Origin of the sequence: Sphingomonas sp. HMP9 (assembly GCF_013374115.1) — a bacterium.
In the GTDB taxonomy this organism is placed as follows: Bacteria; Pseudomonadota; Alphaproteobacteria; order Sphingomonadales; family Sphingomonadaceae; genus Sphingomonas.
This window is the reverse complement of sequence record NZ_AP022673.1, coordinates 2,808,046-2,825,353: the sequence shown is the minus strand read 5'-3', so window position 1 is coordinate 2,825,353 and position 17,308 is coordinate 2,808,046. Positions and strand designations below refer to the sequence as shown.

Below are 17,308 nucleotides of genomic sequence, written 5' to 3'. Positions count from 1 at the left end.
CATTCGCTTCGATGCCGAAACCGCCTGCGCTGACGACTCCCGACGGACGGTATATCGTGGTGCGCGGACGGCTTTGGCGTACCGCGAACCCCGGCTTGGCCGAAGACGAACGCGTTCGACTGGTCGCGGCGTTGATGGACGGTCGGCGAGGGGTGGCCGCGGCGAAGCGCGCCGGCGACAGTGCTGCAGAGGTGGCCGCTCGGTCTGCGGTCGATACGGCGAAGCACGGTCTCGGCGAGCGCGGGCCGGTGTGGTGGACGGACGGAGCGCCCGATCTCAACCGTCACATGGCGCGCACCACGCCGTATGCCGACTGGTTTGCTACGGCGACTGACGCCGCGGACGAAGCTCACTAACCGATTAACCTATTTTACCACAAACTGTGGCCAAGCTGGACCCGACCCCGATCCAGCGCGTTGAGGAACCCTGATTTACGGGAAACGCAGATGTGCCACGTGCTTGTGATCGAAGACGATTGGCTGATAGCGGATCACATCATCAGCCTGATCGAGCAGGCCGGCGCAACGTCCTATGACCAGGCCGATTGCGAGGCCGATGCTGTCGTGGCGGCTGGCGCACATATCCCGGACATGATCGTTTCGGACGTCCGGCTGCGCGAGGGGACTGGGCCATTGGCGGTGCAGCGGATCATCGCCACGCACGGCGACATCCCCGTCATGTTCATTACAGGCACGCCCGAGGCATGCGTACCGTGCGATCCGACAGCCGCAGTGCTCGACAAGCCGATCTTAGAATCTGCGGTGATCGAGACGTTCCGGAAACTCGCCCCGCGCTGAACGGTGGCGAGGTACGGCGGGGTTAGCGCCGTACCTCGCCGGGGTATCAGCCCTGGATATCGCTGGCGTCGAATTCCTTGAACGCAGCCTTCACTTCGGCGGCGCGGGCATCGTCGGCGATATCGACCGACACGACGATCTTGCCTTCCAGCGCGGCATCGTCGCGCGACTCCGGTGTCGGGGTCTTGCCTTCGGTATCCGAACCGGCCTTTTCCTCGCCGACGCTGTTCTCTGCGCCGTCGGTGGTGATGAAGATATCGGTCCGTTCGATGCCCTGCTCCTGGACCAGGCGCTCGACGGTCATCTCGGCTTCGCGGCGGGTATCGAACTTTGCTTTGAGAGTGGTGGACATTGGTCGCTCCTTGTTGCGGGTCAAAGGGTCAGGCAGAACACAGATCGGCCGATGCGGCGTGCGCACGCTCGCTGGCATCTATGTCGGCAAGGTGATCGAGGAAATTACCGAGTTCGGTGCGACGGCGTGGCTCGTCGGCGAACTCGCGGTCGACGCCAAGCGCCCATAGCAGCGATCGGCGACCGGGATCGTCGTGCAGCGCATCGAGCTGTGCGGCGCGGCGCTCGACTTCGTCGGTCGTCTCCGCGAGGCCCGCTTCGACGATATCCTCCGCCTGGCGACGAAGGGCTACCGCGATCTCGCCGAGCGCGAGTTCGGGGTGATATTGTACGCCCCAGAAAACCCCGCCGTCATGGCGGATCTCAGCGGCCTGGATCGTCGTGACGGCGTTGCTCGCGAGCAGCGTCGCATCGGCCGGGAGCGTCTCGACCTCGTCGCCGTGGATCGCAGGCGCATCCCAGCTCGCCGCGCGGCCGGCGAGCAACGGGTGATCGCGGCCCGCGTCGGTCGGTGTGATGCGGCGGGCGATCCCGGCCTCCATTTGCTGCGGCATCTTGCGGACCTTCCCGCCCGCCGCGGCGACCGCGAGCTGCAGCCCGGCGCAGGATCCGAACGACGGCGTGCCCGACGCGAATACCGATCGCATGAAGGTCAGCTGGCGTCGGACCTCCGGACTGTCGTCATAGACGTGGAGCGGCGATCCGGTGACGAATACCGCGTCGAACAGGCCCAGCGCGTCGGTTCCGTATACCTCTGCATCGTCGTCGGCGGGCGCGACGATCGTGATCTCCGCATCGGGACGGAGCTGCCGAAGCGTCGACGCGTAGGTTTCGCCCGAGCTTTTGCCGGCGTGGCGACGACGCGCCTCGCGCTCGTCCGCGGTCTCGCTTTCGGCAACCAGAAAATGCGGCAAACCCGGTCCTCTCCCGTTTCGGTTCGAGCGACCTCAACGCGCTGGCGCGCGTTTCGTCCGCCGCCGCCGCAAATTTTGCGGGCTCACATCTCCAGCGCGCGCTCGTAGCCGGTCAGTTCGAGATAGCCGCGACCGCCGCGGGTGCGAACCGCGCCCTCCCAATAGACCGGCAGGCCGCTGCGCCGGGCGTCGAGTTCCTGCGCGGCGAACATCGGGACCAGGCGCCAGCGCTGGATGCCGCCGGCGACGCGGACGCTCAATTCCTGCGAGACTGGATACACCGCCCCGGTCGCCTTGCTCCGCCATGTCGCCAGCGGGCGGAAGGCGACGTCGTTAGGGCCGAACATCGTCATGCTGCCGTCGGCGCGGCGGAGCGAACCGCCCGTCCAGACTGTGCCGCCGCCCTTGCGCCGGATGCGGAACGCCATCAGCGCGGAGCCGTCGTCGAAATTGAGCCCGGTCCAGTCCCAGCCTTGCGCGGCGGGCGCGAGATAGTTGGACGACCATTCGCGGTCCAGCCACGCCTCGCCGGTCACCGCGACCGTGCCCGTGCCGCGGCGCACGCGGCCAGTCACGCGCAGATGCGGCACCGAATAATAATAGCTCGCCTCCTCGGGGCGCGGTCCCTTGCGGCTATAGCCGCCGATCCCCTGCGGCAGGGGCGGCTGCGTCGGCTGGAAGTCGAGCGCCAGCCCGAAGCCGTCGGCGTTGACGCGCGTCGTCCAGCGGCCATTCCCTGCGCGGCGCAATCGCCAGTCGCGGATCGCAACGTCGGCATCGCCGGTACGCGCCTGCGCGAGACCGAAGCCATCGCGTGCCGCCTGCTCGCCGTGCAGCAGCTTGCCGGTGGTCGGATCGGACAGTGCGGCGTGCGCGAACAGCACCTGGCGCGCGGCGAACCGGCTCGGATTGCGCGGGTCGACCGGCGGGCGCGTGCGGAAGAACGTCACCTGGAAGCCGAGATCCTTGCCGTCCTCGGTCCGCAGCCAGCCGGTGACGTACCACCATTCGGTGCGAAACGCCGGGTGCGCGCCGTGATCCGCCGGAAAGCGCAGGCTGATCCCCGGCCGCACCACTGGATAGGGGGTCGCGGCCGGCGCGGCGACACCGATCGCGGCGATCCAGCCGAGCAGGGCCCGGAGTCGCAGCATCACCAATCCTCCCGCACCGACTGTACCGCGCTCTTCGCCGTCGCACGCCGCCCCGCCAGCATCGCGGTCGCCGCCGCCGCGCCGGTCAGCGCGGTCGCCACGCCGATCAGCGTGCCGACCGGAATCCGCGTGGTCATCGTCCAGTTGAACGACTGCGGGTTGATCACGTGGATCAGCACCTGCGACAGGATCAGGCCGAGCCCGATCCCCGCAAGTGCGCCGGTCAGCCCGACGATCGCGCCTTCGGTGGCGAGCATCCTGGTGAGCTGGCCGCGGGTGAGGCCGAGATGCCGGAGCATTCCGAATTCGCGTTCGCGCGCGATCGTCTGCGCCGACATCGTCGCCGCCACGCCTGCCAACCCGACCAGGATCGCCACCGCCTCCAGCAGATAGGTGACCGCAAAACTGCGGTCGAACAGTGTCAGCGCCAGCTTGCGTAGCGTCGCCGGCTGGCCGACCTCGACCTGGGGACGCAGGTCGGCGGACAGGCGATCGGTCATCGCCTGCGCGACCTTCGCCGCATCCGCACCGGGCAGGATCATGGCGGAAATCTCGTCGCGGCGGTCGTCGCCGGTGAGACGCTGGTAATCGCCCTCGTCGATCAGCACCGCGCCCGCCTGGCGCCCGTAATCGCGCCATATGCCGGCGACCATGAACTGCGTGCGGCCGGCGATCGGCAGCGTGATGCGTTCGCCCGGATCCCAGCCGTACAGGCGGTGCGCCGGCTCGGAGACCCAGACCGGCAGCACGCCCCTGGGCACCGGCGGACCGCGATCGATGAGCACCAGCAACGGATCGCGGCCGCCGCGCTCGGGTCGCGCGATCAGGCTGACCGGTGGGCGATCCGCGGCGATGGTCAGCGGGATCTGGCGGCTGAAGGCGATGCGGGCGATACCGGGTGTCCCCGCGATGCGGGTGCGGGTCGCCGGATCGAACGTCGCGCCGGCGGTGGTACGCAGATATAGGTCCGCGCCGAGCACTTGGTTGAGCCATTCGTCGACCGCGCCGCGGAAGCTCGTCACCATCGTCGCCATCGCGATCATCAGCGCGGTCGACGCGACGATCCCGCACAACGCGGTCGCCGCTTCGCCGGGCGCACCGTGGAGATGGCGGACCGCGAGCAGGTCCGGCACGCTGCCCCGCGTCCGCCGCGCCAGCGGGGTCAGCAGCGCGCGCGCGAACCACGGCACGCCGGCAACCCCGCCCGCGAGCATCAGCGCCATCCCCAGGAAACCGAACAGCGGTAGGCCTGCTATTGCGGGCAATAAGGACGCGACACCGCCTGCGACGAGCAATGCGGCGGCGGGCCACCACGCGACCGCCCGCCGCGGATCGAGCACGTCGCCCGCGTTCTTGAGCGCGGCAGCGGGTGCAGCCCGCGCCGCGACGCGGGCGGGCAATGCACTGCCGAGGATCGCCGCGAGCAGGCCGAGCGCGAAGAACCCGATCGCCGCGCCGGGCTGGATCACGACGCGCGCCGCCCCGCCAGCGAAATAGCCCGCCCCGAGATCGCCGCCGAACCAGTGGAGCGCCGCCCATGCTAGGCCGTATCCTGCCGCCAATCCCGCCGCGGCGCCGACCAGGCCGATCGCAAGGCCTTCGATGACGACTGCGGCGATGATCCCGGCGCGCGGCATGCCCAGCGTCCGGAGCAGCGCGAACGCGCGTTGCCGCCGCACCACCGACAGCGACTGCGCCGAATAGACGAGGAAACCGCCGGTCAGCAGCGCGACCAGTGCCAGCATGTCGAGATTGACGCGGTACGCACGCGACAGGGCATCGCCCTGTGCGTTCTGCGTCTCTGCGGTCGACAGGATCGCGTCCGCCGGCAAAATCGCGCGCAACGCCGGTTCCGCAGTCGCGCGATCCGATAGCGCCAGGTCGAGCCGGTCGATCCGCCCGAGACGCCCGAACCGCCACTGCGCCGCGGCGATATCCATGACGCCGACCGCGGTCGATTCGTCCGTCGCCGGCAGCGTGCCCGCCACGCGCAGCGGCACCGACCGGCCATTGGCGACGACGACGATCCGCGTCCCGACCCTAGCGCCAATTTGAGCCATGGCCGCGCGCGACAGGAACAGCGCGGACTCATCGAACGCCGCATCATTGCCGGTATCGGGACCGCGCGGACGGATGCCGATCAGCGACGGCGTCACCGCGGCCGCACGGATCACGTCGACACCCAGCAGTGTCAGTCGCGCCGTCCCGATCCGCGCATCAAGGCGGAGCACCGGGCTGGCATCGCCGACCCCGTCGGCACGCGCGACGCGGGGATATAGGCGTTCGTCGAAGCCGAGCGGGCTGGTCGCGCGAACCGACAGTTCGGCGGCACCGCTGACGCCGCGCATCGCGCCATCGAACGACGCCAGCGCCGATCCGTTGACGAGATGCACCGCAAAGCCGAGCGCCACGCCGACCGCGATCGCCACCGCCGTCAACAGGAAGCGGGCAGGGTGGAACCGCCACTCGCCCGCGATCAGCCAGCCGAGCCCGAGACGTCCCGACCAGAGTCTGGACCCTGATTGCAGGTCGCGCTCAGCCGCCACGCCGCTCCACCAGTCCTTCGGCGCCCAGCGTCAGCACCCGGTCGGCGATCGCCGCACTCGCGTCCGAATGCGTCACCATCACGCCCGCCGCACCATTGCCGCGCACCGCATCGGCGAACAGCGACAGCACGCGGGCGGCGGTCTCCGGATCGAGGTTGCCGGTCGGCTCGTCGGCGAGGATCAGCGCGGGGCGGTGGACAAGCGCACGGGCGATCGCCACGCGCTGCAACTCGCCCCCCGACAGGTCGCGCGCATACCCGTCGCCGCGACCGTCCAGGCCCACGGCATTCAGCATCTCTTCCGCACGCGCCGATGCCGCTTCCTTGTCCGGCGAGACGAGCGCCAGCGGCAGCGCGACGTTCTGGCGCAATGTCAGATAGGGAAGGATGTGGAAGGCCTGGAAGACGAAGCCGATCCGTTCGCGCCGCAACCGAGTCCGCGCGGTCTCGTCGAGCGTGCCGAGGGCGATCCCGTCGATCGCCACGCTGCCGTCGTCCGCCTCGTCCAGCCCGGCAAGGATGTTGAGCAGCGTCGATTTGCCGACCCCCGATTCGCCGATGATCGCGACCAGTTCGCCCGCGCCGACGTCGAGCTCCAGATGCCGGAACAACCGCCGCGGCCCCGGCACCGACTTGCCGAGCGCACGGACCGCGAGAAGGGGAGGGGCGTCACGCATGCCCAGTCCGTGCAATAGCTTGGGTAGCTCCGCAAGCGTCGAGTTTGCGGGAGGCGCCGGGTATAGTCGAAGCGTCGTCTCGGATCGGCATGAACTGCCGCATTAGGAGCACGATCTCGCTTTTGCCGTCCGCGAACAGCATGTCGTCCGAGGCGTTCGCCCTTCAGCGACGCCACATCCGTACATCCTGAAAGATCGGCACCTTGGTCCGCAGATGGCTTTGTTCGTAGGTGCCGAACACACTCTCGATGCGGCGACGGCCCCTGTGCCGGCTCCTGTCATATGGGACCGGTTCGTTGCGCGTTTGTGACCTGGGTTGCAGTGGCACAAGCCGCTGGTCGGCAGCAGCGCGCGAATCATTCTGCGTTACCCAGCGTTACCCAAAGCTGTGGATTGGTACCCTCGGCCTCGGCGGCCAGCCTCTAAGTGGATGTATCACTGTAGAAAACTGGAGCGGGCGAAGGGATTCGAACCCTCGACCCCAACCTTGGCAAGGTTGTGCTCTACCCCTGAGCTACGCCCGCTCTGGCGCCTATGTCTCCGGTCTGAAGCGACACGGTGACTGGGTGAGGCGCGCTGTTAGCCCGGTGTTTCCGGGACGGCAAGCGCCTTCTGCATTCTTCGTGTAAAAATGTGACGGGCTGGGGTCTGGGGAACATGGAAAAGCGGGGGCGATGCCGTCCGCAACCACGGGCCTCGTTAGGACGTGGCGTTCCGTATTGCCGATCAGAAACGGAAGTTCGCGCTCACCCGGATCGTCCGGGCGACCGCACCGATCTGCGTGCCAACGAAATCGACGAACCGATACGTGCATCATCTGCGAGCGACGGAAGAGCGGTATTATGGTGGTTTATCAGCGGTGATCGCAGCCTTTGATCGACCGGCAGAAAAGATTCCGCTTGGCGACTCCGACACTAGAACATTACAAGAACAATTGTGAACGAGTCGTCCGCCCTGATCGCCCGCCTGAAGCGGATCGCCACGACGGGAATGCCGACCCAGGGCGATGGCCGTGCGGATGATGCGTGGCTGACGCAGGGTATGGCGAAGGCGCAGTTGCACGAGGTTTTCGCGACGGTCGATGATTCGGCGAGTGGCGCGGGGTTTGCCGTGGCGTCGGTTCTGGCAGCGCGCGCGGCACCGGTGATGTGGCTGCGGACCGAGGCGAGCGAGCGACAGGGCGGGCGGCTGCATGCGACAGGGCTGGTCGAGATGGGTCTCGACGTGACGTCGCTGGTGCTGGGGCTGGTCGAGGACGAGGCGGGTTTGCTGCGTGCGGCCGCCGATGCCGCGCGGTGCCACGGGCTGGGGACGCTCTTGATCGAGTCCTGGGGTCGTGCGCCGAAGATCGACCTGACCGCGACGCGGCGGCTGATGCTGGCCGCCGAAGCCTCGGGCGTGACGATCCTGAGTTTACGCATCGGTGCAGATCCGGTGCCGAGTGCCGCAGCATCGCGCTGGCAGGTGGCCGCGTGCCGTTCGCGACCGCTGGAGGCCGACGCACCGGGCAAACCTGCCTTCGACATCGAATTGCTGCGCCGACGCGGAGGCCAGGCCGGGCTTCGCTGGCGTGTGGAGTGGGACCGTGACGCGTATATCTTCGACCAAACCGCCTTCGCCTCTGGTGATTCCGCGGCGCTACCTGGCGCTGGTATTCCCGTGGCTGCCGATCGAGCGGCTGCGGACGATGCGGCCGCATCTGTTCGTCGGACGGGCTGAAACGCCGATCGCATTCGTCGAGACGGTCTCGGGCGGAGTCCGGCTCAAGGCGCTCGACCGAGAGGCGGTGCGGGCAGGGCTCCAGCCCGGGCTGACGCTAGCCGATGCGCGGGCGCGGGTGCCGGAGCTCGAAGTGTATGAGCATGACGCGCATGCCGATCACGAATGGCTCGAGCGGCTCGCGGACGGATGCCAGCGATACACGCCGTCGGTCGCGCTCGACGAACCCGATGGGCTGATCCTCGATATCGCCGGGTGCGTGCACGAGTTCGAGGGCGAACGTCGCCTTGCCGCCGATCTGGAGGAGCGCCTCGCGCGGCGGGGCCTGCTGGTACGCCATGCGTTCGGCGATACCCCCGATACGGCGCGCGCGCTGGCGCGCTATGCGGGCGCCCCTGCGCCGGATGAAAAGCGCGCGGTCAAGCGGCTGCCCGTGGCCGCACTGGGCCTCGACGAGGATGCGACCACCGCCTTGTCGCGTGCCGGGCTGAAGACGGTCGGCGACGTGATGGCGCGGCCGCTTAGCGTGATCGCGGCGCGGTTCGGCGAGGAGGCGGCGATGATGATCCGCCGGCTCGACGGTTCCGTGAAAGGGCCGATCGTCGCGCGGCGCACGGTGCCCAAGATCGGGGTCGAGCGTCGCTTCGCGGAGCCGATCGCGCGCACCGAATATGCGCTGGAGATGCTGGCCGAGCTCGCCACCGAAGCGGCGGGCCAGCTGGCGGATCGTCATGAGGGCGGGCGGCGGTGGGAGGCGCGGTTGTTCCGGGCGGATGGCCTCGTCCAGCGGCTGCGGATCGAGACCGGCCAGCCCACGCGCGACGTGGCGCTGTTGATGCGGCTGTTCCGCGAGCGGATCGACAGCCTTGCCGATCCGCTCGATCCTGGGTTCGGCTATGACCTGGTGCGGCTTGATGTCGCGTTGGCCGAGAAGTTCGATGCGTCGCAACTGAAGCTGGAGGGTGGCGAGGCGCAAAAGGGGGAGGTGGCGCAACTCGTCGACCAGCTCGGCACGCGTCTGGGCCGGGCGCGCGTGCGCCGGTTCTCCGCCCGCGACAGTCATATTCCGGAACAGGCCGAGCTGATGCTTCCGGCGGCCGACGCACCGGCCCCGACGCCGTGGGTCGCGCCCGAAACCGGCGAGCCGCCGCTCCGCCCGATCTACCTGTTCGACCCGCCTCAACCGATCGAATCGATGCTGGCGGAGGTCCCCGACGGCCCGCCACACCGCTTCCGTTGGCGCCGCACCGTCCACGACGTCGCGCACAGCGAGGGGCCGGAGCGGATCGCGGGCGAATGGTGGCGGCGCGAGGATATCCCGACGCGCGATTACTACCGGATCGAAGACCGCCGCGGACGACGCTTCTGGATCTTCCGCCATGGGCTGTACACCGAGATGGAGGCACCGCGCTGGTACCTCCACGGCGTGTTCGCGTGACCCCTCCCGTGTCATGACCGGGTTCGCCGAACTGGTCGCGGCGACCAATTTCTCGTTCCTCGACGGGGCCAGCGATGCGGGCGCGATGGTCGGCCGCGCGGTGGAGCTCGGGCTCGGCGGGATCGGGATCGTCGATCGTAACACCGTGGCGGGCGTGGTCCGCGCGCATCAGGCGTTGAAGAAGGCCCGCGACGGCCTGCTGGGCATGGGGATGCCGCCGATCGACTTCCGGCTTGTGGTCGGCGCGCGGCTCGTGTTCGAGGACGGTACGCCCGACATCGTCGCCTACCCGGCGACACGCCGTGGCTGGGGGCTGCTGACTCGGCTGCTGACGGTCGGCAATCGCCGTGCCGAAAAGGGCGGCTGCATCCTCGGGCTGGGAGACCTGATCGCGCATCACGCCGACATGATGCTGGTGGTGATGCCCGAGAGCAGCGCGCGCGGTGCGACGCCGGTGTCGCCGCTGCCGGACGGCGACGCGCTACCCGAACGGAAAGAGCGCGATCTGGCGACGGTCCTTCGTGCGGTCAGGCGACTGGGATCGGACTCGATCTGGCTGGGCGTGACGATGCCGCGTGGTGGTCGCGATCGGCGGCGACTGGCGCGGCTTGGCCGCATCGCCGATGCGGCGAGCGTTCCCGTGCTCGCTACGACCGACGCGCTCTATGCCTATCCCGACGACCGCGACCTGCACGACGTCGTCACCTGCATTCGCGAGCGCACGACGATCCACAAGGCGGGGCGCCTGCTGGCCGCGAACGGCGAGCGGCACCTGAAGCCAGAGGACGAGATCGTACGGCTGTTCCGCGATCGCTCCGACGCGGTGGCGCAGAGCGCACGGCTGCTGTCACGGATCGCCTTCACGCTCGACGACCTGAAATACGAATATCCGCACGAGCCGATTCCAGCGGGGTGGGACGCGCAGGACTGGCTGGAGCATATGGTCTGGCAGATCGCGCTCGATCGCTATGACTATAGCGTGCCCGAGAAGATGCTGAAGCTCCTGTACGAGGAGTTCGTGCTGATCCGCGAGCGCAAATACGCCTATTACTTCCTGACGGTGCACGACATCGTCCGGTTCGCGCGCGCGCAGGACCCGCCGATCCTGTGCCAGGGGCGCGGATCGGCCGCCAATTCCGTGGTCTGCTACCTCCTCGGCGTCACGTCGGTCGATCCGATGAAATACGACCTGCTCTTCTCGCGGTTCGTGTCGAGCGAGCGCGACGAGCCGCCCGATATCGATGTCGACTTCGAGCATGAGCGGCGCGAGGAGGTGATGCAGTATATCTATCGCCGCTATGGCCGCGAGCGCGCCGCGATCGCCGCGACCGTGATCCATTACCGGCCCAAGAGCACGGTACGCGAGGTCGGCAAGGCGCTGGGGCTTACCGAAGACGTGACGCAGCGGCTGACGAGCACGGTGTGGGGGAGTTTCTCAAGCCGGTTCCAGGAACAGCGCTTTGCCGAAACCGGGTTCGACGTCGACAATCCGGAGATCGCCCGGCTTCGCGGGATGGTCGACCGGCTGCTCGAATTCCCGCGCCATCTGTCGCAGCATGTCGGCGGGTTCGTGCTGACGCAGGGCCGGCTCGACGAGATGGTGCCGATCAATAACGGCGCGATGGAGGACCGCACCTTCATCGAATGGGACAAGGACGATATCGACGCGCTCGGGCTGATGAAGGTCGACATCCTCGCGCTCGGGATGCTCACCTGCATCCGCAAGGCGTTCGACCTGATGCGCCAGCATGGCCACGGCGATCATCTGCTCGACACGATCGCGGTCGCCGAGGACCCGCGCGTGTACGACATGCTGTGTAAGGGCGACAGCATCGGCGTGTTCCAGGTCGAGAGCCGCGCGCAGATCAACATGCTGCCAAGGCTCCGCCCCCGCGTGCTGTACGATCTGGTCGTGCAGGTCGCGATCGTCCGGCCTGGGCCGATCGAGGGCGACATGGTCCATCCGTATCTCCGGCGGCGCAGCGGCAAGGAGAAGGTCGAATTCCCCTCCCCCGATCCGAAATTCGGGCCGCCCGACGAGCTGCAGCAGCTGCTGCGCTTCACCTACGGCGTGCCGCTGTTCCAGGAACAGGCGATGAAGCTGGCGATCGTCGCGGCGGGGTTCACGCCGAACGAGGCGAACCAGCTCCGCAAGTCGATGGCGACGTTCCGCAAGGTGGGCGGCATGGACAATTTCCAGGCCAAGCTGATCGGCGGGATGGTCGCGCGCGGCTATCAGGCGGAGTTTGCCGAGCGCTGTTTCAAGCAGATCGAGGGGTTCGGATCGTACGGGTTTCCGGAGAGCCATGCGCTGTCGTTCGCGCGGCTGGTCTATGTGTCGTCGTGGATCAAATGCTTCCACCCCGCGGTGTTCTGCTGCGCGCTGCTCAATTCGCAGCCGATGGGGTTTTACGCGCCCGCGCAGCTGGTGCGCGATGCGGCCGAGCACGGCGTAACGGTGCTGCCGGTCGATGTGAATGCCAGCGCGTGGGACAGCACGCTCGAATCCTCCCCGGCACGGGGAGGGGGACCGCGCAAAGCGGGGTGGAGGGGGGCTTCCACGGACGGATCGCTTGCGGCCGGGCCCGTTGCGGACGGCGCGTTTGCGCCTGCCACCCTTCCAGGCGGAACGTCCGCGGCGGCCCCCCTCCACCATCCTGCGGATGGTCCCCCTCTCCGTACCGGGGAGGATTTGCGGCTTGGGTTCCGGCAGGTCGATGGGTTCCGTCAGGACTGGGCCGACGAGATCGTCCGCGTTCGGACCACGCCGTTCGCCAGCATCGAGGACCTCGCTCGCCGCGCGAACCTGCCGCAGCGGGCGATGAACCTGCTCGCCGATGCCGACGCGTTCCGCTCGGTCGCCAAGCCGCGGCGCGAGGCGTTGTGGGACGTGCGCCGGACCCCGCCCAAGCAGCTCGCGCTCTTCGCCGCGGCGGAGGTGCCCGAACTCGGAGCCGAGCCCGACGCGCATCTGCCCGCCATGCCGCTGTCCGAGCAGGTGGCGGCGGATTACCAGACGACGCGGCTGTCGCTGAAGGCGCATCCGATGCAATTCCTCCGCGCGCGGTTCGCAGCGGAAGGCGTCCTGTCGAGCGCGCAGGCCAACGCCACCAAGGACGGCCGCCGCGCGAAGGTCGCGGGCGTGGTGCTGGTCCGCCAGCGGCCGGGCAAGGGCAATGCGATCTTCGTGACGATCGAGGACGAGACCGGGATCACCAACGGGCTGATGTGGGCGCGCGATTTCGAGGCCAATCGCCGCGCGGTGATGGCGTCGCGGCTGATGGTGCTGGAGGGCGTGATCCAGCGCAGCGAGGAAGGCGTCACGCATTTGATGACCGCGCGCGTGCAGGATCGCACCGAGATGTTGCGGCTGTTGTCGGAAGATCATGCGCTGGAGCCGCCGCTTGCACGCGTCGACGAGGTGATCCGGCCGGTACTGACGCGCAGTCCGGACGCTCGCGAACGACATCCCCGCGCGACGCATCCGCGCGACGTTCGCGTCCTGCCTAAGTCGCGCGATTTTCATTGAGCGCCGTCATCACGGCCAATGCGGGGCCTCTGCGCCTCGTTCTCCTGCGAAAGCAGGAGCCCAGGGTTTCGAGCGCCGCACGTGGTTATCTGCTTGGCCCTGGATTCCTGCGTGCGCAGGAAAACGGTGGGTAACGCGTAATAAGCGCGGTTTGTCGTGCGTACCGATCCATCCTAGAGGTGGCATTCATCGCGCGCGCCCCCAAATAGCGCGCAGTGCAATACGGGAGTTGAACTTGGCCACGCTTGGAATGTCCCCCGCGGAGAAGGATGCCGTCGAGGCGTTTCGTCGCGATGTCGTCGAACCGTCGATGACGAAGCTCGTGATCATCGATTTCTGGGCCGAATGGTGCGGGCCGTGCAAGGCACTGACCCCGACGCTCGAAAAGGTCGCCGCGGACTATGCCGACAAGGGCGTCGTGCTGGCGAAGGTCGATACCGACAAGAACCAGTTCATCGCCGCGCAATTCCAGATCAAGTCGATCCCGACCGTCTATGCGATGTTCCAGGGCCAGCTGGTCGCCGACATGACCAGCGCACGCACCGAATCGCAGCTGCGCGTGATCCTCGACCAGTTGCTCAAGCAGTTGCCGATCGAAGCCGACGCGACGGACGCGGCGCCTGACGTCGAGCCGCTGATCGCGGTGGGCGAAGAGGCCTTGGCCGAGGGCGACGGCGAGCGCGCGCTTGGGATTTTCCGCGAGATCGCCGAGATCGCGCCCGAGCATCCGCAGGTCCATGCCGGCTTCGTCCGTGCATTGGTCGCGACCGGGCAACTCGACGAGGCGACCGACTGGCTGGCGAACCTCGATCCGGCGATCGCCAAGGACCCGGCGATCCACCGCGCGCAGGCGGCGCTCGCGCTCGCGCAGTCGGCGCCTCCCGTTGAAGACCTCTCGCCGTTGCTTGCTGCGGTCGAGGCGACCCCCGACGACCTGCATGCCCGCTTCGCGCTCGCCAACGGCCAGATGGCGGCGAACGACCGCGATGCCGCCGCCGACACGTTCCTCGGCATCATCGCCGCCGAGCGCGACTGGAACGAGGGCGCGGCGCGCACGCAGTTGCTCAAATTGTTCGAGGTCGTCGGGCTCGAGGACCCGTGGGTCTCTGGACAGCGACGGCGTCTGTCTGCGATCCTGTTCGGATGACCACCGAGTCGCCTCCCCGCGCCACCACGCGTCTGTCGATCTTCCCGCTGCCGGGGGCGCTTCTGTTCCCCGGCATGCACCTGCCGCTGCACATGTTCGAGCCGCGCTATCGGGCGATGATCAGCGACGCGATGGCGCGCGACCGGCGGATCGGGATGATCCAGCCGCGGGGCGGACCGCATGACGATGCGGATGCGCTGTATGACATTGGCTGCGTCGGCAAGATCGCCGAGGTCGAGGCGCTCGACGACGGGCGCTACAACGTCGTGCTGGAGGGGATCGCGCTGTTCCGGATCGTCCGCGAGCTCGATGTGACGACGGCGTTCCGCCAGGTCGAGGCCGAGTTGCTGCCGTTGATCGAGGACGACTCGCTGTCGCTCGGGCGCCGGTCTTCGCTGGAACTGGAGTCGCGCCGGTTTGCGGACGTGCAGGGTTATGCGGTCGATTGGGATGCGGTCGGGCGGCTCGACGACGAAAGCCTGGTCAACGGCATCGCGCAGATCGCGCCGTTCGATGCCGCCGCGAAGCAGGCGTTGCTCGAAGCGCCGGATATCGAACAGCGTGCCGAACTGATCATCCAGCTGATGCAGTTCTTCGGCCGGCACGATGGCGACGAATCGGTGACGTTGCAGTGACGTCGCCCGGCAAGGGGCGCGCGCACGGTGCCGTGATGATGATCGGCATGTTCTTCGCCAATCTGTTCGACCCCAAGAAGATCACCGCGATCGAACACGTCGCGACGCAGCGGCGGATCGGCAGCGAATCCAGTCGCATCGCCCAGGCCGCCGCGGCGCCGCCGTCACGCGGCGAAGGCGTTGGACGATGACGCCTCTGAATCCGTGGCTGCTCGAACGGCTCGTCTGCCCGATGACGCGCACGCCGCTTCGCTATGACGACGCCGCGCAGGAGCTGATCTCCGATGCGGCAGGTCTGGCCTATCCGATCCGCGACGGCGTGCCCGTGATGCTGATCGAAGAGGCACGCCGGATCGACGACACCGCCGCCTGACCGTCCGGCGTCAGCGGCCCATCCGCGTTGCTCCGGCTTCTCGGACGGCGGCGAGCGTCGGGTAGCCGTTCACCGCCATCAGCAGGTCGGCTTCGGCGAGGATGCATTTCAGCACGTGCGCGGCGCCGTTCGCGCCGTCGAGCGCCAGGCCATAGGTGTAGGGCCGGCCGATCCCGACCGCAGTGGCGCCGAGTGCGAGCGCCTTGACCACGTCGCTGCCCGAGCGGATGCCGGAATCGAACAGCACCGGTACGGTTCCGCTCGCCTCGACGACCGCGGGCAGCATGTCGATCGCGGCGATCCCGCCATTCGCCTGCCGGCCGCCATGGTTGGAGCAGTAGATCGCGTCCGCACCCAGATCGATCGCACGGCGGGCGTCGTCGGGATGGCATATTCCCTTCAGGACGATCGGCAGCGACGTCATCGATCGCAGCCACGGCATGTCGTCCCATGTCAGGACCTTGCCGAACGTCCCGGCCCATTGCCGCACCGCCGCGGGCAGATCCTCGCGCGGTGGCTTGGCCAGCATCGCGCGGAAGACCGGGTCGCTGAAGTACGTCTCCAGCACATGGCCGCGCAGTTGCGGAAAGTTCGCGACGTTCAGGTCGCGTGGACGCCAGCCGGTCACCCAAGTGTCGAGCGTGACGACGATCGCCTTGTACCCTGCCGCCTCGGCACGGTGGACGAGGCTTTCGGCGAGCGGCGTGTCCTTGGGCGTGTAGAGCTGGAAGAAGCCGGGCGTGTCGCCCATCGCCGCAGCGACGTCCTCGAGCGGATCGTTCGACAGCGTGGACTGGATCAGCGGGACGCCGGTGAGTGCGGCCGCCTGCGCGGCGGCGAGGTCGCCGTGCCCGTCCTGCGTGCACAGCCCGTTGATCCCGACCGGGCTCATGAAGATCGGGCTGGGCAGCGTCATCCCGAACAGGTCGATCGACAGGTCGCGCCGCGTGGCATCGACCATCATCCGCGGCATCATGCCCCAGTGCTGGAACGCCTCGGCATTCTGGCGTTGCGTAAATTCGTCGCCGCACCCGCCCTGCAGATAGCCCAGCACCGACGGCGGCAAGGCGGCTGCCGCCCGAGCCTCGAGCGATGCGAAATCGACCGGGACCTTTGGGACGACACCGGCGAGGCCGGCGAAATAGATCGCGTTCTGGTAATCGCCGTAATGCGGCATGAAATGCCCTTCCGAAACCGGTTGCGGTCAGTCCCGATAGCCCGGATTGACGCGGTCGAGCTTGCGCAGCAGCGCGGGCCAGGCAAGACCATCGGCGAGCATGCGCATCCCGGTGCCGCTCGATTGCCCCTCGACCTTCTCGGCGACACCCTGGTTCGGGGAGTTCAGATTCTCGCGACCAGCGCTGAGCATCAGGACCTGGGCCTCGCAGGCGCGCTCCAGGAAATACATCCGCAGGAACGCCTGCGGTACGGACTCGCCGACGGTCAGCGTGCCGTGATTGCGCAGGATCATCGCGTTCTTCGTGCCCAGATCCCGCACCAGCCGCTCGCGTTCCTCCAGTTCCGTCGCGATGCCCTCGAAGTCGTGATAGGCCACGTCGTGCCCGGCGATCATCGCTGTCTGGGTATGCGGGAGCAGCCCTTCGGCCATCGCCGATACCGCCTGGCCATGCGGGGTGTGGAGATGCAGCACCGCGACCGCGTCGTGGCGCGCGGCGTGGACCGCCGAGTGGATCACGAAGCCCGCGCGGTTGACCGGGGCAGGGGTGTCCATGACCTTGTTGCCGTCGACGTCGATCTTGACCAGCGACGATGCGGTGATCTCCTCGAACATGTGCGTGTACGGGTTGATCAGGAAATGATGCTCGGGGCCAGGCACGCGCGCCGACAGATGCGTGAAGATCAGATCGTCCCAACCGTACAGCGCCACCAGCCGGTACGCGGCGGCGAGATCGACGCGCAGCGCCCATTCCTCGGCCGATACCTGGTCCTTGATCGTCGTTGCCGCCGTCGCCATCGCAGCCGGTTCCATCGCGGCCGGTTCCATCGCCTTGAATGCCGTTGCCATCATCCG

17 protein-coding genes and 1 tRNA gene are annotated in these 17,308 nt (G+C 68.0%); 10 read left to right on the top strand and 8 right to left on the bottom strand.

Annotated elements, in window-relative coordinates:
* Positions 1 to 11: 11 nt before the first annotated feature.
* Positions 12 to 356 (top strand): hypothetical protein, encoded by a 345-nt coding sequence (locus HMP09_RS12650; RefSeq protein WP_176500647.1) that lies wholly within the window; start codon positions 12 to 14, stop codon positions 354 to 356.
* Positions 357 to 446: 90 nt separating this feature from the next.
* Positions 447 to 797, top strand: coding sequence for a response regulator (locus HMP09_RS12645; protein WP_176500646.1), 351 nt, complete (start codon positions 447 to 449; stop codon positions 795 to 797).
* A gap of 46 nt (positions 798 to 843) precedes the next feature.
* Here HMP09_RS12645 and HMP09_RS12640 read toward each other — a convergent pair whose 3' ends face one another.
* The 6 genes from HMP09_RS12640 to HMP09_RS12615 all read right to left on the bottom strand — a co-directional run bounded on the left by HMP09_RS12640 (position 844) and on the right by HMP09_RS12615 (position 6,959).
* The gene (locus HMP09_RS12640) at positions 844 to 1,149 is read right to left on the bottom strand and encodes a hypothetical protein (protein ID WP_176500645.1); all 306 of its coding nucleotides are present in this window, start codon (positions 1,147 to 1,149) and stop codon (positions 844 to 846) included.
* Positions 1,150 to 1,177: 28 nt separating this feature from the next.
* Complete coding sequence (locus HMP09_RS12635) at positions 1,178 to 2,062, bottom strand: type 1 glutamine amidotransferase (RefSeq protein ID WP_176500644.1); 885 nt, start codon at positions 2,060 to 2,062, stop codon at positions 1,178 to 1,180.
* A gap of 83 nt (positions 2,063 to 2,145) precedes the next feature.
* Positions 2,146 to 3,213 (bottom strand): lipocalin-like domain-containing protein, encoded by a 1,068-nt coding sequence (locus tag HMP09_RS12630; protein WP_176500643.1) that lies wholly within the window; start codon positions 3,211 to 3,213, stop codon positions 2,146 to 2,148.
* A complete protein-coding gene (locus tag HMP09_RS12625; protein ID WP_176500642.1) occupies positions 3,213 to 5,759 on the bottom strand; it encodes an FtsX-like permease family protein in 2,547 nt (848 codons plus the stop codon). Before HMP09_RS12625 ends, HMP09_RS12630 begins: the two co-directional genes overlap by 1 nt.
* A complete protein-coding gene (locus HMP09_RS12620; RefSeq protein WP_176500641.1) occupies positions 5,749 to 6,435 on the bottom strand; it encodes an ABC transporter ATP-binding protein in 687 nt (228 codons plus the stop codon). Before HMP09_RS12620 ends, HMP09_RS12625 begins: the two co-directional genes overlap by 11 nt.
* A gap of 449 nt (positions 6,436 to 6,884) precedes the next feature.
* Positions 6,885 to 6,959 (bottom strand) — tRNA-Gly (locus HMP09_RS12615).
* A 182-nt stretch (positions 6,960 to 7,141) separates the two neighbouring features.
* Between HMP09_RS12615 and HMP09_RS12610 the strand changes: the two genes are divergently transcribed.
* From HMP09_RS12610 to HMP09_RS12575, 8 genes are all read left to right on the top strand, one after another.
* A complete protein-coding gene (locus HMP09_RS12610; protein WP_176500640.1) occupies positions 7,142 to 7,375 on the top strand; it encodes a hypothetical protein in 234 nt (77 codons plus the stop codon).
* Complete coding sequence (locus HMP09_RS12605; protein ID WP_176500639.1) at positions 7,372 to 8,154, top strand: ImuA family protein; 783 nt, start codon at positions 7,372 to 7,374, stop codon at positions 8,152 to 8,154. Before HMP09_RS12610 ends, HMP09_RS12605 begins: the two co-directional genes overlap by 4 nt.
* Positions 8,123 to 9,592: a Y-family DNA polymerase gene (locus HMP09_RS12600; RefSeq protein WP_232090878.1), complete on the top strand. Its 1,470-nt coding sequence runs from the start codon at positions 8,123 to 8,125 to the stop codon at positions 9,590 to 9,592. Before HMP09_RS12605 ends, HMP09_RS12600 begins: the two co-directional genes overlap by 32 nt.
* A gap of 13 nt (positions 9,593 to 9,605) precedes the next feature.
* Positions 9,606 to 13,121, top strand: a complete 3,516-nt coding sequence (locus HMP09_RS12595) for an error-prone DNA polymerase (protein WP_176500638.1) — start codon at positions 9,606 to 9,608, stop codon at positions 13,119 to 13,121.
* Positions 13,122 to 13,371: 250 nt separating this feature from the next.
* Positions 13,372 to 14,268: a tetratricopeptide repeat protein gene (locus HMP09_RS12590; RefSeq protein ID WP_176501761.1), complete on the top strand. Its 897-nt coding sequence runs from the start codon at positions 13,372 to 13,374 to the stop codon at positions 14,266 to 14,268.
* Positions 14,265 to 14,903, top strand: a complete 639-nt coding sequence (locus tag HMP09_RS12585; RefSeq protein WP_176500637.1) for an LON peptidase substrate-binding domain-containing protein — start codon at positions 14,265 to 14,267, stop codon at positions 14,901 to 14,903. The genes HMP09_RS12590 and HMP09_RS12585 overlap by 4 nt, the downstream gene beginning before the upstream one ends.
* Positions 14,900 to 15,094, top strand: a complete 195-nt coding sequence (locus HMP09_RS12580; RefSeq protein ID WP_176498639.1) for a hypothetical protein — start codon at positions 14,900 to 14,902, stop codon at positions 15,092 to 15,094. Before HMP09_RS12585 ends, HMP09_RS12580 begins: the two co-directional genes overlap by 4 nt.
* Positions 15,091 to 15,276 carry a Trm112 family protein gene (locus HMP09_RS12575; RefSeq protein WP_176500636.1) on the top strand — a complete coding sequence of 62 codons (186 nt, stop codon included), beginning with the start codon at positions 15,091 to 15,093 and terminating at the stop codon, positions 15,274 to 15,276. Before HMP09_RS12580 ends, HMP09_RS12575 begins: the two co-directional genes overlap by 4 nt.
* 10 nt (positions 15,277 to 15,286) lie before the next feature.
* Here HMP09_RS12575 and HMP09_RS12570 read toward each other — a convergent pair whose 3' ends face one another.
* On the bottom strand, positions 15,287 to 16,453 hold the full coding sequence (locus HMP09_RS12570; protein ID WP_176500635.1) for an alpha-hydroxy-acid oxidizing protein: 1,167 nt from the start codon (positions 16,451 to 16,453) through the stop codon (positions 15,287 to 15,289).
* Positions 16,454 to 16,480: 27 nt separating this feature from the next.
* Positions 16,481 to 17,251, bottom strand: a complete 771-nt coding sequence (locus tag HMP09_RS12565; protein WP_176501760.1) for a class II aldolase/adducin family protein — start codon at positions 17,249 to 17,251, stop codon at positions 16,481 to 16,483.
* Positions 17,252 to 17,308 lie beyond the last annotated feature (57 nt).